This is a genomic window from Gemmatimonadota bacterium, assembly GCA_026705765.1.
In the GTDB taxonomy this organism is placed as follows: Bacteria; Latescibacterota; UBA2968; order UBA2968; family UBA2968; genus VXRD01.
The window spans coordinates 25112-45006 of record JAPPAB010000182.1; the positions used below are offsets into that span (position 1 = coordinate 25112).

Here is a 19895-nt window from a genome sequence, read left to right on the forward strand (position 1 = left end):
AATAATAGGCACTTGAGATCAACCCGCCTTTTTCGTGCCGTATTTGGAACGACCCTGTTTGCGGTCTTCCACGCCAGTTGTATCGAGTACGCCCCGAAGAATGTGATACCGAACAGAGGGAAGATCCTTGACGCGACCGCCCCGGATGAGTACCACAGAGTGCTCCATGAGATTGTGCCCTTCACCCGGAATATAAGCCGTTACTTCAAGGCCATTGGTCAACCTGACACGCGCGACTTTGCGCAACGCTGAATTGGGCTTTTTGGGTGTTGTAGTATAAACACGTGTACAAACACCGCGTTTTTGAGGACATGCTCTCAGAGCAGGTGCAGAAGAACGCTTGCGCTTGGCTTTTCGCCCCTTCCGAACCAGTTGATTAATTGTGGGCAAACTCAACCTCCTTAATTATGGGAGACTTGTAATATACCTGGTATAATGGTAGCTGTCAAGCATTAATTGGAGGTAAACCAATGCTTTCCGTGTTCTCTTCTGCAAGGGTATCAAAAACCTGCGATTCTTCCACCACATCTGTATCCAAATCGCGGTATCTCAAAGCACCTGTACCGGCGGGAATGAGGTGTCCGATAATCACATTTTCCTTTAATCCCAACAGCGTGTCAACCTTACCCTGTACTGCTGCTTCAGTAAGTACCCGGGTCGTTTCCTGGAAAGAAGCTGCAGAAATGAAACTCTCGGTCAAAAGAGAGGCTCGAGTAATCCCCAACAAGACGGGATTAAATGTTGCGGGATCACCCCCCTCGGCAATAACCTTATCATTTTCATCGAGGAAGCGGAATCGGTCAACGAGTTCGTCTTCGAGAAAATTGGTATCGCCAGGATCTGTCACCTGCACTTTCTGCAACATCTGTCGAACGATGGTTTCAATATGCTTATCATTGATTTTCACACCCTGGAGCCGATAAACTTGCTGTATCTCATCGACGAGATACTCCTGAACTTTTCGATCCCCCAAAATGGCCAGAATATCGTGTGGATTTACCGAACCCTCAGACAGGCGATCCCCCGCAGTTACGCGATCCCCTTCTTGTACCCGCAGATGTCGTCCATAGGGAATGGTGTATTTTTTTTCTTCGCCCTCATCAGCCGTAACCAGGACAACTCGCGAGCCTCTCACCATGCGACCAAAGCGCACCGAGCCATTAATTTCTGTTACCACTGAAGCCTCTTTGGGGCGACGCGCCTCAAAAAGCTCAGCTACACGCGGCAAACCACCTGTAATATCTCGTGTTTTGCTGCGTTCACGCGAAATTTTAGCCAGCGTATCGCCATCTGCTACCTGGTCGCCATCGCGCACCACCAGTCGCGCTCCCAGGGGAATGATATAATGCCCTAGATCTTCGCCATCTTCACCAACAACCTTAATGTGCGGAGATAAGGTGCGGTCTCGGTGCTCAATCACGACCAGTCCGGCAATACTGGTGGTTTCGTCGATCTCTTCGCGATATGTCACCCCTTCTACGAGGTCTCCAAACTGAACCTTACCAGCTTTGGGCGATACGATTACATTGTTATAAGGGTCCCATTCGTAGAGTGCCTGGTCCTCTTCCACATCTTGTCCTTCTGCCACTCGCAACACAGCTCCATGCGGCACATGGTAGTGCCCTCCCCTTACGCGACCCTGATCATCTTGCACTTCGATCTCGCCATTCCGACCGACCACAACCCATGAATCTGCATCGCGCTGCACAAACTCGAGATGCTTAAAGATGACTTTGCCCGCACGCTTTGCACCAATCTCGGCCTGCTCGGCAATGCGACTGGAAGTACCCCCTATATGAAAAGTGCGCAATGTCAATTGCGTTCCGGGTTCGCCCACACTCTGCGCTGCGATAACACCCACGGCCTCTCCAATATCAACGGGTAGCCCGGTGGCGGGGTTGCGACCATAACAGGCCATACAGACCCCCCGTCGAGTTTCACACGTCAATACGGACCGTACAAAGACGCGCTCAATACCTGCATCGGCAATTTTGTCGGCCAATTCTTCATTTAACAAAACGCCTGCCTCAACAATGCGGTCACCCGTAATGGGGTCTTCGACATCTTCCTGCACTGTACGTCCTACAATGCGGTCAGACAGCGATTCAACAACTTCTTCGCCTTCCTTCAGGGCTTCCATTTCAATGCCCAATATCGTTCCGCAATGGGATTCAGAAATAACCACATCTTGCGATACATCCACCATGCGACGCGTCAAGTAGCCCGCTTCAGCGGTCTTCAAGGCTGTATCTGCCAGCCCTTTGCGACTGCCGTGTGTCGAAATAAAATACTCGAGTACGGTCAGACCTTCTTTGAGCGACGAAATAATAGGCGTTTCAATAATTTCGCCAATCGCTCCCGTCAATTTCTTTTGCGGTTTATTCATCAACCCGCGCATACCGCCGAGTTGCTTGATCTGATCGTCGTTTCCTCGCGCGCCCGAATCCTTCATAATCCAGATAGAATTGAAGCCATCTTCGGCTTTTTCAAATGCACCGATCATGGCCTGCGCAATGTGATTGGTCGTATGCTGCCACACATCAATCACTTTGTTATAGCGTTCGCCTTCAGTAATAGCCCCGATTGCGTGTTGTTCGATAATTTTTTCGACTTCGTCCATAGCATCGGTAATCAACTCTTCCTTTTCGGGAGGCACGACTACATCGCTCACTGCAATCGAAATACCCGACCGCGTCGCATAATCATATCCCAGTTGCTTCAAGCCGTCGAGAAAATCTGTCGTAATGCGGTTGCCATACCGACTGTGGACTTCAGAAGAAACTTTGCGGATGCCTTTGTCATCGATCAATTCATTGATAAAGGGCATCGTTTCGGGTATAATTTCATTAAAAATGACACGCCCAACCGTGGTTGTCAAAAGTCCACCATCTATGCGAACGCGCACGGCTTCATGCAGGTCAATGCGTTCAAAATCATACGCCATGCGAGCTTCATTGGTACTGCTAAAGGTTTTGAGATTTTCTTCCTTGCCGTGAACAATTTTTGTCAAATAATAAAGGCCTAAAGCTATTTCCTGGGGTTTATCGACCACAACAGGCGATCCATCGGCGGGTTTGAGCAAATTGTTTGACGACAACATCAATACCCGTGCTTCAATCTGGGCTTCGAAAGAAAGCGGCAGATGCACGGCCATCTGATCGCCATCGAAATCGGCATTAAATGCCGCACAGACCAGCGGATGAATGCGAATGGCTTTGCCTTCTACGAGCACGGGTAAAAACGCCTGAATACCCAGGCGGTGCAATGTTGGGGCGCGATTGAGCAAAACGCAGTGATCCTGGATAATTTCTTCGAGGATATCCCATACTTCAACGCGCTCGCGTTCGACTAATTTCTTCGCACTTTTAACGGTTTGAACAAGGCCCTTTTCTTCAAGCCGTCGAATAATAAATGGCTTGAATAATTCCAGAGCCATATGTTTGGGAAGCCCGCATTGATAAAGCCTCAAATGAGGATCGACCACAATCACAGAACGACCCGAATAATCGACGCGTTTACCCAAAAGATTCTGGCGGAATCGGCCCTGTTTACCCTTGAGTAGATCGGAAAGCGACTTGAGGGATCGATTGCCGTCACCGCGAACAGCGCGAGACCGACGACCATTGTCAAACAGAGCATCTACAGCCTCTTGAAGCATGCGTTTTTCATTGCGTAAAATGACTTCAGGTGCTTTGATTTCAATCAGTTTTTTCAGCCGATTATTTCTATTGATCACGCGGCGATACAAATCATTGAGATCAGAAGTTGCAAACCGCCCCCCCTCTAAGGGTACAAGAGGACGCAAGTCGGGCGGAATGACGGGAATCACATCTAGGATCATCCAATCGGGCTGATTATCCGATTGACGGAACGCCTCGACGACCTTGAGGCGTTTGAGCGCTTCTTGCTTGCGTTGCACCGAAGTCTCGAAACGAGCTTGCGTTCGCAGTTCCGCAGACAAATCCTCAATATCGATCGCAGACAGCAGTTTTTTGATCGCACCAGCCCCCATATCGACCTCAAATGAATACCCTTCATCTTCGAGATCAATCACCTCATCTTCAGTGAGCAAATCCTTGGATTTGAGATCGGGCGCGTCGCCGGGATCGAGCACCACATACGATTCGTAGTAAATGATCCGCTCGAGATTGCGAACGGAAAGATTGAGCAAATACCCCATGCGGGATGGGAGAGACTTAAAAAACCAGATATGTGTCACCGGAACCGCCAATTCGATGTGTCCCAGCCGCTCCCGTCTGACCTTTGATTGGGTCACTTCTACCCCACATCGGTCGCATACCACACCTCGATACCGAATGCGCTTGTATTTACCACAATGGCACTCCCAGTCTTTGACAGGCCCAAAAATGCATTCGCAAAATAATCCATCGCGCTCGGGCTTAAAAGACCGGTAATTGATAGTTTCGGGTTTGGTAACCTCGCCGCGCGACCACCCGCGGATGGTATCCGGCGAAGCTAGTTGAATGCGAATAGAATTAAAATCTAAGGGTTGATTGGCAAAATTGGTATCGGCCACGAGAGAACCCCCTTTTCAAATCTTATGTCGTCAGTCAATCTGCGCGTTTTCAAGTACCACGTCCAAACACAGGCTTTGCAATTCTTTGACCAGAACATTAAATGATTCCGGCACGCCGGGTTCGGGTGGATTTTCTCCCTTTACAATGGTCTCGTAAATTTTGGATCTGCCTGCCACATCATCGGATTTGACAGTGAGCATTTCCTGTAACATGTGTGCAGCACCATAAGCTTCGAGCGCCCAAACTTCCATTTCACCAAAGCGCTGTCCGCCAAATTGGGCTTTGCCGCCCAAAGGCTGCTGCGTGACCAGTGAATAGGGTCCAATTGAACGCGCGTGAATCTTATCGCTGACCAGATGCGACAGTTTTAACATATAAATAATACCGACCATCACTTCTTTATCAAACGGTTCCCCGGTTTGTCCATCGTAAAGGAGTGTTTTTCCATTTTCGGGCAAACCTGCTTTTTGCAACATATCCTGGACATCGTCCATACTCGCGCCATCGAACACAGGGGTTGCAAAGTGGAGATCCAGTTTGTGGGCAGCCCAACCCAAATGAGTTTCGAGGATTTGGCCAAGATTCATGCGAGATGGTACACCGAGCGGATTCAAAACCAGATCAATGGGCGTACCATCGGGCAAATAGGGCATATCTTCTTCGGGCACAATAATCGAAATTACACCCTTGTTGCCGTGCCTACCAGCCATTTTATCCCCTACCATCAGCTTTCTTTTGCGAGCGACATACACCTTCACCAGTTGCACAATGCCCGGCGGAAGTTCATCTCCGCGCGCGATTTTTTCAAGCTCTCGCTCGAGTTCTTCTTCCGCCTGCTGTATCAAGTGGTCGGCCAGTTCAACTAATCGATCCACCTTTTGACTTGTCGCTGGGCTGTCACACCAATCCCCATCGGGTGTCACTGTGCCCAGGGCAAATTTTTCCAGCGTTTTTTCATTCAACGCCGTGCCAGCCTTTACTATTACCGTACCATCTTCATCGCGCAGGGTATTGACTCTGCGGTTTTTGAGAAGAGCTAAAACCTGCTGATCACGGCTTTGTTTTAATGACTCAATCTTGTCGGCAATGCGTTTTTGGGCAACTCTGGTCTTTTCTTTATCTTCATTTCGCGTCTTTTCATCGCGCTCTTTGCGAGAAAAAACTTTGCGATCCATAACCACGCCATCCATTCCCGGAGGGGCTTTGAGCGATGCATCGCGCACATCGCCAGCCTTTTCGCCAAAAATCGCGCGCAACAAACGCTCTTCAGGCGATAATTCAGTTTCGCCCTTCGGGGTCACCTTCCCAACGAGAATATCCCCCTGATTGACCTCTGCTCCCACGCGAATGATGCCGTGCTCATCCAAATTCCGAACAGCCTGCTCACTCACGTTGGGAATTTCACGCGTGATTTCTTCTGTGCCGCGTTTAGTATCACGCACCTGAAGCTCAAATTCTTCAATACTAATCGAAGTAAAAATATCCTTCTTAATGAGCCGCTCAGAAACAATAATGGCATCCTCAAAATTGTAACCGTGCCACGACATAAATGCCACGAGCACATTGGCACCAAGTGCGAGATCTCCTCTATCTGTGGCACAACCATCAGCCAATAACTGACCTTTTTCAACCTTATCACCAACCTGTACGGCCGGACGCTGGTTGATACAAAAATCTTGATTGGATCGCTTGAATTTGGTCAGATCGTAAATGTCTTCATCAGACAGCGAAATGGTTTCAACGCTGCGCCCCTTTCTGCGCTTAACGACAATTTTGTCGGCACTGACATACGTCACAACGCCAGCGTTTTTCGCGACGATCACAGCTTTTGAATCAACGGCTACTTTGCGCTCGAGACCCGTTCCAACACGCGGGGCATCCGTGATTAAGAGAGGTACACCTTGCCGCTGCATATTGGACCCCATCAACGCGCGGTTGGCCTCATCGTGCTCGAGAAAAGGAATGAGTCCGGCGGCGGCACTCACAAGCTGGAAAGGCGAAACATCCATATAATCAATCGCTTCGGGATCGACCACGGGAAAATCACCTCGCCGCCTCGCCTGCACGACATTATTTTGAAACTCGCCCTTGTCCCCAAGAGCTAGATTGGCCTGCGCAATGGTATGACGATCTTCTTCGTCAGCAGGCAAATATGCAATATCCCGCGTAACCTTGCCTTTTTTGACCTTTCGATAGGGCGTCTCGAGAAATCCGAAGGGATTGACCTTGGCATAAGTTGCCACAGACACAATCAGGCCGATATTTGGGCCTTCGGGCGTTTCGATGGGACAAATGCGGCCGTAGTGTGTGTGATGCACATCGCGCACCTCAAACCCCGCCCGGTCGCGCGTTAATCCCCCCGGCCCTAATGCCGACAAACGGCGTTTGTGGGTCAATTCGTCAAGCGGATTGATTTGCTGTAAAAACTGCGACAATTGGCTACTGCCAAAAAAAGCCTGAACCACAGTAGATACCGTCCGTGCGTTGACCAGATCGTGGGGCGTAAGTTGCTCGGAGTCGCGTAAACTCATGCGCTCCCTAATCGTGCGCGCCATGCGTGCTAAACCAATACTAAATTGCTTGGAAAGCAACTCGCCTACAGAGCGCACCCGCCGATTGCCCAGATGATCGATATCATCGGTAAACCCCTCCCCCATAGCCAGAGTGAGTAGATACCCAATGACTTTGATAAAGTCATCAATACACAGCATGGTGAAGTCAAGCGGAATATTATCGACCATATCCAGACGCTGGTTAATGCGATAGCGCCCGACAGTACCCAGATTATACCGCCTGGGACTGAAAAAATTTCGCTCGAGCAATCCGCGCGCAGTTTCAATATTCGGCGGGTCGCCAGGGCGCAGCAGGCTATAAATCCGCGAGAGCGCTTCTTCTTCATTGTCACACGGATCTTTGTCCAGCGTATTGGTAATAATCCCGCCATCATTTTCGGGATCGATATCCATCACTGTGACTTTGCCGATCCGATTTTCGTTAAGGGCTAAGAGATGCTCTTCTGTCAACGTGGTATATGCTTCGACAATCACTTCTCCCGTCTTTTTATTTACCACATCTTCGGTAACAATGTGATCGACGAGTTCTTCAGAAAATTTGACGCTGGTATCACCGTGAAAAATGCCCAGAATTTCCTCGGACTTGTCAAATCCCAACGCTCTCAACAAAGTCGTGACCGGCAATTTGCGTTTGCGGTCGATATGAACGTACATAATATCGTTGATATCGAGACTAAATTCGAGCCAGGCTCCGTTGTCGGGAATGATTCTGGCGGAAAATAAACGCTTGCCATTTGGATGAATAGCATCGTCAAAAAATACGCCAGGAGACCTGTGTAATTGGCTCACGATCACGCGTTCTGAACCGTTGATGACAAATGTGCCTTCATCGGTCATCAGCGGCAATTCGCCTAAGAACACCGTCTGCTCGACGATATCTTTAACGCGAAATTCGCCATTTCCCTGCTTTTCTCGAGAAATCAGACGAAGCGTTGAACGCAGAGGCACGGCATAAGTCGTACCGCGTTCGAGACATTCCTGTACATCGTATTTGGGAGTTCCAACGGAATAATCGACAAACTCTAAAGAATAGAGATTGTGGGCGTCTGTTATCGGGAAGATACCGTGGAAGACCGCCTGGAGGCCTTGTTTCTCGCGTGCTCCAGGCGGTAAATCCTTCTGTAAAAACCAGTCATAAGAATCGAGCTGGATATCCAGCAGATTCGGCATTTCGATTGCAGACGTGAGAGTTCCGTACGATTTCCGGTCAATAAATCCTCTATCTGCCAAGGGCTCACGCTCCTGTGCTGGAAGGCTAACGGTCAGTTACGGATTTTAATTGCTGCACAAACTTACAACAACCCTACTTGAGTTCCACCACCGCACCGGCTTCTTCCAGTTCTGCCTTAATCTGTTCGGCTTCTTCTTTTTCTACGCCTTCTTTAACGGCATTGGGGGCCCCATCAACAAGAGCTTTGGCTTCTTTAAGCCCCAACGCGGTAATGCCGCGGACAACCTTGATCACCTGGATTTTTTTGTCTCCAGAAGAAGACAAAATAACATCGAATTCCGTCTGCTCTTCAACAGCGGGAGCAGCAGCATCGCCACCGGGTGCTGCAACAACAGCTGCCTGTGCAGTCACACCAAACTTTTCCTCAAGTGCTTTGACCAATTCAGCCAACTCGAGCACCGAGAGTTTTTCAATTTCGCTAATGATAGATTCAACAGCCATGAATATGCCTCCATCCAACAATGAATTGGGTGTGATAAGCGGTCTATTCGCCGCCTTCTTCTTTTCTTTTATCTGCAACAGCTTGAAGTGTACCAACGAGTTTTTGCAAAATGCCATTCAGCGTAAAGGCAAGGCCGCTTATCGGGCTTTGTATTGCAGATACCATCTGGCCCAGCAGAACATCGCGCGAAGGTATTTCAGCCAGTCGCTCAATCTGCTCTGCGACAAAGACCTCGCCATCGATATACCCGGCTTTAATCGCGGGCTTGCCTTCGGTCTCTTCGGCAAATTTGGCCAATACGCGAGCCGGTGCTACGGGATCTTCATCGGCGCAGACAAGCCCAGTGGGACCGCGGAACACATCGTCGAGCCCCTCAACTCCGGCTTGTTTAACCGCCAATTTAGCCAAGCGATTCTTTATTACCAGATAAGAAATAGACTCTTCGCGGAGTTGCTTGCGCAACAGGGTAAATGAAGGAACATCCAATCCCGTAAAGTCAGTTAGATACAACCCTTTGGCTCGTTTTAAGATATCTGTCAACTCGGCGACAGTAGCCTCTTTTTCAGCAGTTGGCATTTCTGTACCTTCCTTGTTCAATTAGCCGTCAGTGCCGTACGATCCAGGCGTATTCCCGGTCCCATTGTGGTAGATAATGTGACCGAGCGCATGTATTGTCCTTTCGTAGCAGATGGACGCGCTCTGACAATTGCATCGATCAATACCTGAGCATTCTCCTGAAGACGCTTTGCATCAAAAGACGCTTTGCCCACAGGCGTATGCACATTGGCCGTTCTATCGACCCGGTATTCTACCCGCCCCGCTTTGGCTTCCTGCACAGCACGAGCCGCATCGGGTGTCACCGTACCACTCTTGGGATTGGGCATCAGGCCTCGAGGACCGAGAATGCGCCCCAATCGCCCGACCTGCCCCATCATGTCGGGCGTGGCAATCGCCACATCAAAATCTGTCCATCCGCCATTGATCTTTTCCACCAGGTCTTCGGCACCTACAAAATCTGCTCCCGCCTCTTCGGCAGCAGCGGCGGGCTCACCTCTGGCAAAAACAGCAACGCGCACGGACTTGCCCAGCCCGTGTGGCAAGGCGACTGTGCCGCGCACGAGTTGATCGGCTTGCCGCGGATCAACGCCCAATCGAAACGAGAGTTCAACTGTTTCGTCAAATTTGCGAGTGGGCATTTTTTTTAATATATCAACGGCTTCTGCCAGACCGTAATGCGTTTGGCGGTCAAAAAGCGCGGCCGCTTGTTTATAGCGTTTGGATTGCCCTCGTGCCATACATACCTCCGGTCAATTGTTGACGGTCAGGCCCATACTGCGAGCCGTTCCAGCAATCATGCGCTTGGCAGCTTCGATGCTACCCGCGTTGAGGTCTTGAACTTTCATTTCTGCAATTTCCTGGAGTTGCGCATCGGTCACGGAGCCCATTTTTTCCCGGTTGGATTCCGGCGACCCTTTGACAATCCCCGCCGCCCTCTTGAGCAACACGGCTGCAGGCGGACTCTTCAACTCAAAAGAAAAGCTCCTGTCGGCATAAACCGTGATGATCGCGGGAATTATCAAACCCTGTTTATCCTGGGTTTGTGCATTAAAAGCTTTGCAAAATTCCATAATATTGACGCCGTGCTGTCCCAAAGCTGGGCCAACAGGTGGTGTGGGCGTCGCCTGTCCAGCGGGAATTTGTAACTTGATTGTTGTGAGAATTTTTCTGGCCATTGGTGCCTTTCTTTATCGCGATTCGACTGCCTCTTCAACCTGTAAAACATCTAATTCTACAGGTGTGTTGCGCCCAAAGATGCTAACCATCACTTTGATCTTGCTTTTTTCTGGATTGATGTCGTCAACCAGACCAATAAAATCGCTGAAAGGCCCATCAATCACCTTGACCCGATCGCCCACTTGATAGGGCACATCAGAAGTTTCCTCAACGGGACGACGCTCAATTTGCCCCAAAATGCGGTTCACTTCTTCTTCGCGCAGAGGTTGTGGTCTTCGACCAGGACCAACAAAGCTCGTCACACCCGGCACACTGGTAACAAAATATAGGGACTCCTTGTCCATATCCAGTTCAACCAAAAGATAACTGGGTAAAAATTTCTTGAGGGAAGTCGTTTTCCGTCCATCCTTCATCTCGACGACTTCCTCAGTTGGCACGATCACCCGACCAATTTTGTCGCCAACATCGATGTTTTCTTTGGCGGCCTCAATATAGCTCTTGACCTTATTCTCGTGCCCAGAATAGGTGTGGACAACGTACCATTTCATCGGTCAAAGACTCCCCAACAAAAAATTCCTTAAATCAGGATAAACTCCATAATACTCGCCAAAAAAGTATCCACAATATAAATGAATCCGGCCAGTGCAAGTGACAATATAAGCACAATTGTAGTCGATGACTTGAGTTCGTCACGAGTAGGCCAGGTGACCTTTCCCATTTCAACGCGCACTTCACCGAGAAATTGACTGATTTTGCTAAACATAAGAAAATAAAAAAATGGCAGGCCAGGCAGGACTTGAACCCGCAACCGTCGGTTTTGGAGACCGATGCTCTACCAGTTGAGCTACTGACCTACCCAAAAACAATGGAGCCCACGACCGGACTTGAACCGGTGACCTCTTCCTTACCAAGGAAGTGCTCTACCGTCTGAGCTACATGGGCGTTGGGCAATCCCACTTGAGGTTCTGGAGCGGGAAACGGGACTCGAACCCGCGACCCTCAGCTTGGAAGGCTGACGCTCTGGCCAACTGAGCTATTCCCGCCCGGCTATGTATAAAAAACAACCCTTTTCTACAAAAGGGATTCGGTATTACTAAAAAATATTTTTCCGAGAATTGGTAAGATATGAAAAAGGCGGTCTCAGGTCAAGAGAATTTTGTATAAACTCCAACCTGTAAATAGATCTAAAAAATGGGAAGTCGGTGTTTTGTAGGTCTGACTCGCCCGCTGTGTCTTGGGGAAGAAACTATTGAAGTTTTGGTGGGGGGTGGCGGATTCGAACCACCGAAGGCATAAGCCAGCAGATTTACAGTCTGCCCCAGTTGGCCGCTTTGGTAACCCCCCAGTCTATACAGCCTGAAAAAAATACCAGAAGATATTTTGATAGTCAAGGCTAAAATCGCTCAACGCCAATTGCAGATTGACAAATCTGCCTACCTTTGCTATTTTCCGAGTTCAATTTTCCGCATTTAACCTACTATCAGATGCCTGGTGTGAAAGGAGCAAAATGACCGACCCCATCCAAAACTATGCGCGTATTGGTATTGTTCACTTTATGGCCTATAAAGCTTGCATTGGCGGCGAAGGGCCCATTTTGGAAACCCTGGAAAAAATCGCCCTTGATCCCTATTTTCAGGTCGTTGAAGTCACCCACATGAAAGATCCGCAAGTGCGAGCACAAGCACGCGACTTGCTCACCGCTGCCCACATGGATGTGGCTTTTGGCGCGCAACCCATTCTACTGGGCAACCAGCTCAATATCAATTCCCTTGATGTCGCCCACCGTCAAAGTGCTGTTGACGCTGTCAAAGCGGGAATTGACCAGGCTGAAGAACTCGGTGCGCCTGGCTGTGCCCTGCTTTCAGGCTTAGACCCAGGACCCGAAGGCCGCGAAGAAGGTCTCGACCTGCTGGTAGATTCACTGAGCCAACTCTGCGACTATGCCGGCGAAAAGAATATGGATATTGTACTTGAGACCTTTGACCGCGTACCTTACGGCAAAAATTGTATTGTAGGACCCAATGCCCTCGCCGTTGAAGTCTCAAACCGCCTCAGACGCCAGTATCCCCATTTTGGCCTGATGCTCGATTTGAGCCATTTTCCACTTCAGGGTGAAAGCACGGTTTACGCCATCAACATCGCTCGGGATCACATCGTCCACATGCACGTTGGCAATTGCGTGATGTCCAACCCCAATCATCCGGCCTATGGCGATAACCATCCTCGCTTTGGCTGCGAAGATGGCGAAAACGATGTACCCGAAGTTGTGGAATTTCTCCGCGAACTGCTCAACATCGGTTATCTCGACCCCGATAAGCGCCCCATTTTGAGCTTTGAGGTCGCCCCGATGGAAGGAGAATCCTCGGAAATCATTATTGCCAATGCCAAGCGCGTACTCGACGAGGCGTGGGCACAAGTCTAAACGCACACAAACTACAATAGCCGGGCTTTCCCAAAAGGGTAAGGTCCGGCTATTTTTTTATCGCGAAATGCTCAATTCCAATATTCACTTCGTGCGGGCGGTCCAGGCTTTAATGCCCTGCGGATCAACAGGCCTAAAACCCGGGTGAAAACCACCATTAAAAAAAAATTAAACACAGCAGTCAGAACCACCCCTACCAGGGACAACTGTCCCAATATCAAACTGCCGAGCAGAGAGATCCCAAACAGACCAAAACACGCTTGAATATAATCGACCCTGACAATCTGGCGCAAATCCCGCCAAACAGGCCCCGGTTCGAATGCCATCCACACGCGCCCTTCGGCAGCAAATCGCGTAAATACAATGGGGAAAAAACCATAAAAAAAGATAACCGTGAATAGCAACAACAGCGCCAGAGACCCGGCCTCTTCTACAGAACTCGGTATCAACCCCAATACCGAAACCACCATTACAAAACCCGCAACGCCAATGACGCTATATCCCAGGACAATGAGAAACAACCAGAAGCCCGCAACGCCATAAGCCCACCAATTGCCCCACGAAGGCAAGTGTAGTGATTCAGTACCGTTGAGCGCATCGACAAAAATCCGGTATAAGTAGCCCCAGGCAATGCACAAAAGTCCTATGGTCACAATCAGCAACACACACCCCATCCCAAGCCCGATTTGCTCGGTGAAAATCAGCGCCAGCACCAGTGCAGGCGGCAAATTTAATACGCCGCCAGGAATAATTTTTCCCCACCAGCGGGGCGTCTGAAACAGAGTGCGAAGCGTATTGAACAAAATAATGCCAAACATAGCTTTCCACATGTCAGACTGCGTCAAGTGCCTGTCCAACATCGGCAATAATATCCTCGGTATCTTCTATCCCTACTGCATAGCGCACCAGTTCATCGGCAATGCCAATAGCCAATCGGTCTTCGCGCGCCAATTCGTAATACGAAATAGATGCGGGATGCGAAACGAGACTCTCCACACCTCCCAGACTGGCCCCGATACACGGGATTTTCAAGCGGTCAATAAAATCCAGCGTCCCTGCTTCATTCGCATCTAAATCAAAACTCACCAGCCCACCAAATCCACGCATCTGCGCTTTGGCAACATCGTGGTGTGGGTGGCTTTCCAAACCGGGATAATACACGCGCTTTACCCGATCGTGCTTTTCCAAAAACCGCGCCAGCACCAGTGCCGTTTCATTTTGCCTGACCATTCGCAATGGAAAAGTCTTGATCCCCCGGATCAGCAAATAAGCACAATGCGGATCGATCACCCCTCCCAAAATACCTCGATAGTCGCGAATCGCACCCACAAGGGGCGCATTGCCCAGCACAGCACCAGCCATCAAATCGTTGTGACCTCCCAAATACTTGGTCGCCGAATGAATGACCAGATCGACGCCAAATTCGAGCGGGCGCTGGTTTAAGGGCGTGGCAAATGTACTGTCAATAATCGTCTTGACCCGATGCCTTTTTCCAATATCGACCAGCTTTTCCAAATCGATCACATTGAGATGTGGATTTGTCGGAGATTCGGAAATAATCACCCGTGTGTTATTCCTGATTGCGCCTTCTAATTCGGCGTAATCACCCGCGTGTACAAATGTGGTTTCAATACCAAATTTTCGCAACACCATCTGGCAAAATTGCGCGGTCTTGCGATAGCAGTCATCCATAATCACCGCGTGGTGCCCTGTTGACAGCATGCCCAGCAGTGTCGTTGTCACAGCACTCATACCCGAAGAAAATAAAATAGCGGCCTCTGCGCCTTCCAACTCTGCGAGCTTGGATTCGGCGGCATGCTGTGTTGGATTGCCGTAGCGCCCATAGTCGATCTGTGGATTTTTGCCCGCTACAAATGCTTTAACCGCATGCGTATCTTCAAATACATAAGTCGATGTCTGGGCAATGGGCACTGTCAGAGATTTTCCCCAGTGTCCCCTTTCTTCACCTGCATGAACGGCCCGTGTCCCCGAACAGGGCGCGTGCGTCTCGCACTTTTCAGACATGCGCCATCTCCCAAAAAAAAAGCGGAGCTAAAAAAGCCCGCGCAGTACGCAAAAAAACCGGACTAAAAAGCCCGGTTTTGGGAATAACTTTTTAGCGACTTGTTTAAAGTGGCTGCAATATGCCGCAAATCACCACTTGCTATAGGTATATTTCTGGAATGTAAACAAAACCTTCAACCCTGTCAACTTCCGCATTGAGTATCTGATTTTATCTGCGTCCATCTGCGGATACCTGTCAACTATCGGTTGGCTTCAATCCGATCGAAAATCGCCTTTTTTACCGCATCGACTTCAGGAGGCAACACAACGGGTTCATTTTGGTAATGCGGGCCGACACCCCAGTCCTGTAACTGATCCCGATGATACCCGAGCTTAAATTCGCTAAACTTCAACCCGTGAGCCGTTGAAATCACGATCACCCGATCGCTTTTCTGAATCACACCCCTGTCAACCAACTTGAACAATGCTGCGAAAGCCACCCCGGTATGCGGGCAGGCAAACAAACCCGTGCGGTCGGCACGCGCAGCCGCATCGGCCAATTCCTCCTCGCTGGCTTGCTCCACGACACCACCAAATATTTTGAGCGTTTGAATCGCCTTTTCCCGACTCACTGGATTGCCGATCTGGATCGCACTCGCCAATGTCGGCTGTGCCTGAATCGGTTCAAAACTATCAAAATTCTTTTCAAAACTCTGGTAGAGCGGGTTTGCCCTATCGGCCTGGGCAACCGCAATGCGCGGCAACCGGTCAATGAGACCGAGGGCTTCCATTTCGAGAAACCCCTTACCAAGCGCACTCACATTGCCCAGATTTCCGCCGGGAATCACAACCCAATCGGGCACGTCCCAATCAAATTGTTGCACCAATTCGATGCTGATCGTTTTTTGTCCCTCTACCCGCAGTGAATTCATCGAATTGGCCAAATAAATATTCTCCTCGCGACAAATCTCCTGCACGAGCCTCATACATCCATCAAAGTCCGTCTCCAAACTCAGCACCAGCGCACCATTGGCCAGGGGTTGCAAAAGTTGTGCGGTCGAGATTTTGTCCCTCGGCAAAAAGACCACCGATTGTATGCCTGCCGCCGCACAATACGCAGCCAATGCCGCCGAGGTGTCCCCAGTAGATGCACACGCAACCGCCGGAATACGCGCCCCCTCAAACAGCATCTGTTTCACCATGGATACCAGCACCGTCATGCCCAAATCTTTGAACGACCCCGTATGGCTGTTACCACATTGCTTAACCCACAAATCCTCAACGCCAATTTCTCGGCCCAAACGCTCGGCCCAAAACAGATTGCTTCCCCCTTCGTACATCGACACCACATTGTCTTCGTGAACTACGGGGCAGACCAGTTCTTTTTTCCCCCACACCGAACTGCCATAAGGCCATTCTGTCGTCATATAGCGCTTATCAAACAACCCGCGCCAATAACTGCCCGACTTGCGTTTGAGCACCTCCATATCGTGCGCCACTTCAAGCAATCCCCCGCACGTTGGGCATGCGTAAATCACATCCGTCAACGCATATCGCCCTTCACACCCACCAAAACACCGAAACCACGCATTATAAGTTGTATCGTCCATAATCACCGCCATTATAGATGATTCCTCAAATCCGCTCCAGCGCACGCGCTTCAATCCAGCCGCCGAGACCCGATCGCAGGCGCACCAGCAACCAGCTACCTTCAACGCGTTCAATCTCGACCTTCGTGCCCTCGTGAAGTGCGAACACCTGTAAAAAGTCGGGCCCTGGCCCGCTGCGGCCAATGGCCTCATCCACCAGAATGATAGCTTTGGGAATGCTGTGTTGATGCGCCTTAAACGCCAGCATAGCCGCGCTGCCCAAAAGTCCGCCTGCAAAAACCACCAGCAACCCACCCCACAGCAAACGACGGACAGGCACAAAAATCCAACACACCGCCACACCGCCCAGCAAAAAAACAAACACACAAACCATAACTGCCAGCGCATCGAGGGTAAAAAACGCAAAAGTCGCTTGCAAAACCCGCGTCAAAATATTGACCTCATCTTCGTTTTCTCGATCTATCTTCTGCGCATTGGCAAACTGCAAATTCGCCAGAACATCCCGATCGCCCGGCATCAATTTCAAAGCGCGTTCATAAGATAAAATCGCACGCCCGAGCCGCGCGTTTTTAAAATACGCATTGCCCAGATTATAATACACCTCACCGTTGTCCAGCCCCTGTGCAATAACGCGCTCATAAGCCGAAATCGCCGCATCAAAATCCCCGGCGCGATAGTATTCATTGCCCCGATTGTACAGCGCGACAACAGCTTCTGAAGCAAATACTATATCTGCGCCAAGTATCGCAACCGCGACAACGGAATATAACAGCCGTTCTATCACCGTCCTCATAACTAAATACACCGCTCCAGCGCACCGATTAAATCTTCGGTCTGCGCGAACAACGCCTGCATCTGCTCTGCCGAAATCTGCCCCGGCGCAAACCGCGCCTGATCGCATTGATAAAATACGTCTTGAACGCCCGAAATCACCTGTGTATCTACACCGCATTCCACCAGCACAGCACCAATCTGGTCCGCTGTCAAACCAGCCGCTGCGCGATTGGTTCGATCTGCGACAAACTGCGCCAAAGACCTGTGGACTTCACCGTGAAAACCCGCGCTATCGCCCGCTTCCATTAACCCTTTCGCCTTGCCCAAACGCCGTTGTGCTTCCGAACGCGAACGTCTTCTGCGCGCATAAGCCACATCGCCTTCTAAACGCACGCGATGACGGCGATAAGCATAAGCACCAGCCACTCCCAAAATAGGAATGAGTTGCAAAAACCAAAACCCACTGCGCTGATAGAGCAACAAGCCCTGATCGGCCAAATGCATCCGGTCGGGTTTGATATACCGGATATCGCTCCCCAGCGCGCGCACTTCTTCACCCGGCAACCCAGCAACCGGCTGGGGCATCTGTTCACCCGGCGTCACCTGCAAAGGAATCGGTTTGGTCTGCGCGGTTTTATACCGCCGCTGCACAGGATCAAAATAGGCCAGGGTAAAAGGCGGCAATATTACCTGGCCCGTTTTATGCGGAATCACTGCATACTCAAAAGTTTTTTGCCCGCTTATGCGCGTACCACGCTTTCGCGTTTCCAAATTCGTCCTGGGATCATAAAACTTAAAACCCGACCGTTCAGGACGAATAGGCTCGTCAATCGCGTGCAAATTTCCCGCACCCTGCACCACCACCTTCACTGCGACGGGATCGCCGGCTTTCACCGTACCTGGAACCGCCTCTGCGCGAATCTCAAATTGCCCAACAGCACCCCCAAATCCCTTCGGCGCACCAGCGGGCAATGGCTTCACCTCAATTTCAATATCGCCTGACCGCACCTTCACCTGCTGCGCATCAAATGTACCAAATGGATCAAAATCGAACAGACTGCGCGGCCGTCGCCCCGCAACAATTTCGCAATTCACCTCAAGTTGCTCCAGGGTGTGCTTACCTGCCGTTGTCGGAAATAGCGCCAAACGCTTGAGCAATGCCGTATTAAACGCGCGCCCATCGACAACCTCTCGCTGCATATTCAAACGCTGGGCATCAAATACAGTCTCTGTCCAAAACCCGGTAAATGTCGGCACATGGCCGTATTGCACATTTCGCAAATCATAGCGCGTAAACAATTTATATGTCACACCCACCTGTTCACCCACATAAACCACTCGCTTTTCGGGAACCGCCTGCAAAAACAAGTTTTGTTCAATCTCCTGAATCTCTGACTGTCCCATTGACCGACCCGTTGATGGCGCAGGACGCGTCTGTGGGCGACCACTCCTTTTCGCCACCTCAACGCGCACCTGATCAGACCGAATCGTCTTACCTTCATGGGTCAACTGCGCTGGCCCGAGCACATAAGTGCCGACGCCTTGTGCGCGAAAAGAGAAAACATACGTCGTCGTGCGCTTTGTTGTCATCGCACCATTGACAATGTTGACCGACATCGACGTAGAAGACGTACTCCCCGTCAATTGCAACCCATCAGGTGTGGGAACCTGAGGTGCAGATACACTCCCCATCTGCGCAGCCTCAACCTCCACAGTGAACTGAATCAGGTCGCCAACTTCGACCCGAGTGCGATCCACCGAAGCTTGCATCGCCACATCCTGTGCATCAGTTCCCTGTACCTGCGACAGGAAAAACAAAACACTGCACAAAAATATCCATCTTTTTCTACCAGGCATTGCCATCATATCGCCTGCCTCGCAACTTCAACTTGCGTCGCTTCTGGGATTCTTCTTCTCGCGCCTTCATCGCATTGAGAATCCGCGCCGCCTCCTCGGGCGTCATTTCTCTGGGATCGGGCTGTTGGCCCTGCTGTTGTTTCTGCTGATCTCGCTGATCCTGCCCATCTTGATCCTGGTCCTGCCCATCCTGCTGATTCTGGTCCTGATTTTGACTTTGGTCCTGCTGATCCTGGTTTTGATCTTGATTTTCATCCTGTTCATCTTGCCCATCCTGCCCATCCTGATCCAGTTTTTCCAATGCCAATTCCAGATTAATTTTGGCATCTATATCATCCGGCTTCAGTTCCAGTGACTTTTTATAAGCCCCCACAGCTTCCTGGAACTTCTCCTGCCGAAACAGCGCATTGCCCAAATTGTAATGTGCAGCGGCAGACATATCCGGATGGGTGTCTTCGGTGGCACGCCCCATCTCCTGCAAAGCCTCGGCATATTTCCCTTGCTTGTAGAGGGCATCGCCAGCATTAAAATGCAACTCCGGTCGGAGTTGCCCCTCTTGTTGCGCTTCCAGATACCGGCGCAATGCCGCTTCGTACTCCCCCTTCTCAAACAGCGCATTGCCCTCTTCATTCTTTTTTGCCACGGGATCGAGAAATGTCCACCCCAGGAATGGCACTGCCAGCAAAACATATAAAAATCGCGTCATAACC

16 protein-coding genes, 4 tRNA genes and 1 riboswitch are annotated in these 19895 nt (G+C 50.3%); of the genes, 1 reads left to right on the plus strand and 19 read right to left on the minus strand.

Annotation, left to right across the window (positions count from 1 at the left end; all coding sequences use genetic code 11):
• Window positions 1-18: 18 nt before the first annotated feature.
• From rpsL to OXH16_23640, 13 genes are all read right to left on the minus strand, one after another.
• Window positions 19-390 carry a 30S ribosomal protein S12 gene (gene rpsL, locus OXH16_23580; protein ID MCY3684389.1) on the minus strand — a complete coding sequence of 124 codons (372 nt, stop codon included), beginning with the start codon at window positions 388-390 and terminating at the stop codon, window positions 19-21.
• Between the two features lie 55 nt (window positions 391-445).
• Complete coding sequence (gene rpoC, locus OXH16_23585; GenBank protein MCY3684390.1) at window positions 446-4537, minus strand: DNA-directed RNA polymerase subunit beta'; 4092 nt, start codon at window positions 4535-4537, stop codon at window positions 446-448.
• Between the two features lie 30 nt (window positions 4538-4567).
• Window positions 4568-8341 carry a DNA-directed RNA polymerase subunit beta gene (gene rpoB, locus OXH16_23590; protein ID MCY3684391.1) on the minus strand — a complete coding sequence of 1258 codons (3774 nt, stop codon included), beginning with the start codon at window positions 8339-8341 and terminating at the stop codon, window positions 4568-4570.
• Between the two features lie 73 nt (window positions 8342-8414).
• Window positions 8415-8783, minus strand: coding sequence for a 50S ribosomal protein L7/L12 (gene rplL / locus OXH16_23595; protein ID MCY3684392.1), 369 nt, complete (start codon window positions 8781-8783; stop codon window positions 8415-8417).
• Window positions 8784-8826: 43 nt separating this feature from the next.
• Complete coding sequence (rplJ, locus tag OXH16_23600) at window positions 8827-9360, minus strand: 50S ribosomal protein L10 (protein MCY3684393.1); 534 nt, start codon at window positions 9358-9360, stop codon at window positions 8827-8829.
• A gap of 17 nt (window positions 9361-9377) precedes the next feature.
• Complete coding sequence (rplA, locus tag OXH16_23605) at window positions 9378-10079, minus strand: 50S ribosomal protein L1 (GenBank protein MCY3684394.1); 702 nt, start codon at window positions 10077-10079, stop codon at window positions 9378-9380.
• A gap of 12 nt (window positions 10080-10091) precedes the next feature.
• Window positions 10092-10517 (minus strand): 50S ribosomal protein L11, encoded by a 426-nt coding sequence (gene rplK / locus OXH16_23610; GenBank protein ID MCY3684395.1) that lies wholly within the window; start codon window positions 10515-10517, stop codon window positions 10092-10094.
• Window positions 10518-10529: 12 nt separating this feature from the next.
• Window positions 10530-11066 (minus strand): transcription termination/antitermination protein NusG, encoded by a 537-nt coding sequence (gene nusG / locus OXH16_23615; protein MCY3684396.1) that lies wholly within the window; start codon window positions 11064-11066, stop codon window positions 10530-10532.
• A 29-nt stretch (window positions 11067-11095) separates the two neighbouring features.
• Complete coding sequence (secE, locus tag OXH16_23620) at window positions 11096-11281, minus strand: preprotein translocase subunit SecE (GenBank protein ID MCY3684397.1); 186 nt, start codon at window positions 11279-11281, stop codon at window positions 11096-11098.
• 15 nt (window positions 11282-11296) lie between these two features.
• Window positions 11297-11372: transfer RNA gene (locus OXH16_23625), tRNA-Trp, on the minus strand.
• Window positions 11373-11384: 12 nt separating this feature from the next.
• Window positions 11385-11460, minus strand: a tRNA-Thr gene (locus OXH16_23630).
• Window positions 11461-11484: 24 nt separating this feature from the next.
• Window positions 11485-11561: transfer RNA gene (locus OXH16_23635), tRNA-Gly, on the minus strand.
• A gap of 215 nt (window positions 11562-11776) precedes the next feature.
• A tRNA-Tyr gene (locus OXH16_23640) sits at window positions 11777-11862 on the minus strand.
• Window positions 11863-12025: 163 nt separating this feature from the next.
• On the opposite strand from OXH16_23640, the gene OXH16_23645 reads away from it, so the two are divergent.
• Window positions 12026-12940 (plus strand): TIM barrel protein, encoded by a 915-nt coding sequence (locus tag OXH16_23645; protein ID MCY3684398.1) that lies wholly within the window; start codon window positions 12026-12028, stop codon window positions 12938-12940.
• A 71-nt stretch (window positions 12941-13011) separates the two neighbouring features.
• Here the strand turns inward: OXH16_23645 and OXH16_23650 are convergent, their stop codons facing one another.
• The 6 genes from OXH16_23650 to OXH16_23675 form a co-directional block, all read right to left on the minus strand.
• Complete coding sequence (locus tag OXH16_23650; GenBank protein MCY3684399.1) at window positions 13012-13785, minus strand: DUF4013 domain-containing protein; 774 nt, start codon at window positions 13783-13785, stop codon at window positions 13012-13014.
• Window positions 13772-14965, minus strand: coding sequence for an aminotransferase class I/II-fold pyridoxal phosphate-dependent enzyme (locus OXH16_23655; GenBank protein ID MCY3684400.1), 1194 nt, complete (start codon window positions 14963-14965; stop codon window positions 13772-13774). Before OXH16_23655 ends, OXH16_23650 begins: the two co-directional genes overlap by 14 nt.
• Window positions 14966-15035: 70 nt before the next feature.
• A riboswitch (SAM riboswitch) is annotated at window positions 15036-15111 on the minus strand.
• Window positions 15112-15204: 93 nt separating this feature from the next.
• Window positions 15205-16554, minus strand: a complete 1350-nt coding sequence (gene thrC, locus OXH16_23660) for a threonine synthase (GenBank protein MCY3684401.1) — start codon at window positions 16552-16554, stop codon at window positions 15205-15207.
• A 25-nt stretch (window positions 16555-16579) separates the two neighbouring features.
• The gene (locus tag OXH16_23665) at window positions 16580-17347 is read right to left on the minus strand and encodes a tetratricopeptide repeat protein (protein ID MCY3684402.1); all 768 of its coding nucleotides are present in this window, start codon (window positions 17345-17347) and stop codon (window positions 16580-16582) included.
• A 2-nt stretch (window positions 17348-17349) separates the two neighbouring features.
• Window positions 17350-19185, minus strand: a complete 1836-nt coding sequence (locus OXH16_23670; protein ID MCY3684403.1) for a BatD family protein — start codon at window positions 19183-19185, stop codon at window positions 17350-17352.
• A complete protein-coding gene (locus tag OXH16_23675; GenBank protein ID MCY3684404.1) occupies window positions 19175-19891 on the minus strand; it encodes a tetratricopeptide repeat protein in 717 nt (238 codons plus the stop codon). Before OXH16_23675 ends, OXH16_23670 begins: the two co-directional genes overlap by 11 nt.
• Between the last annotated feature and the right edge of the window lie 4 nt (window positions 19892-19895).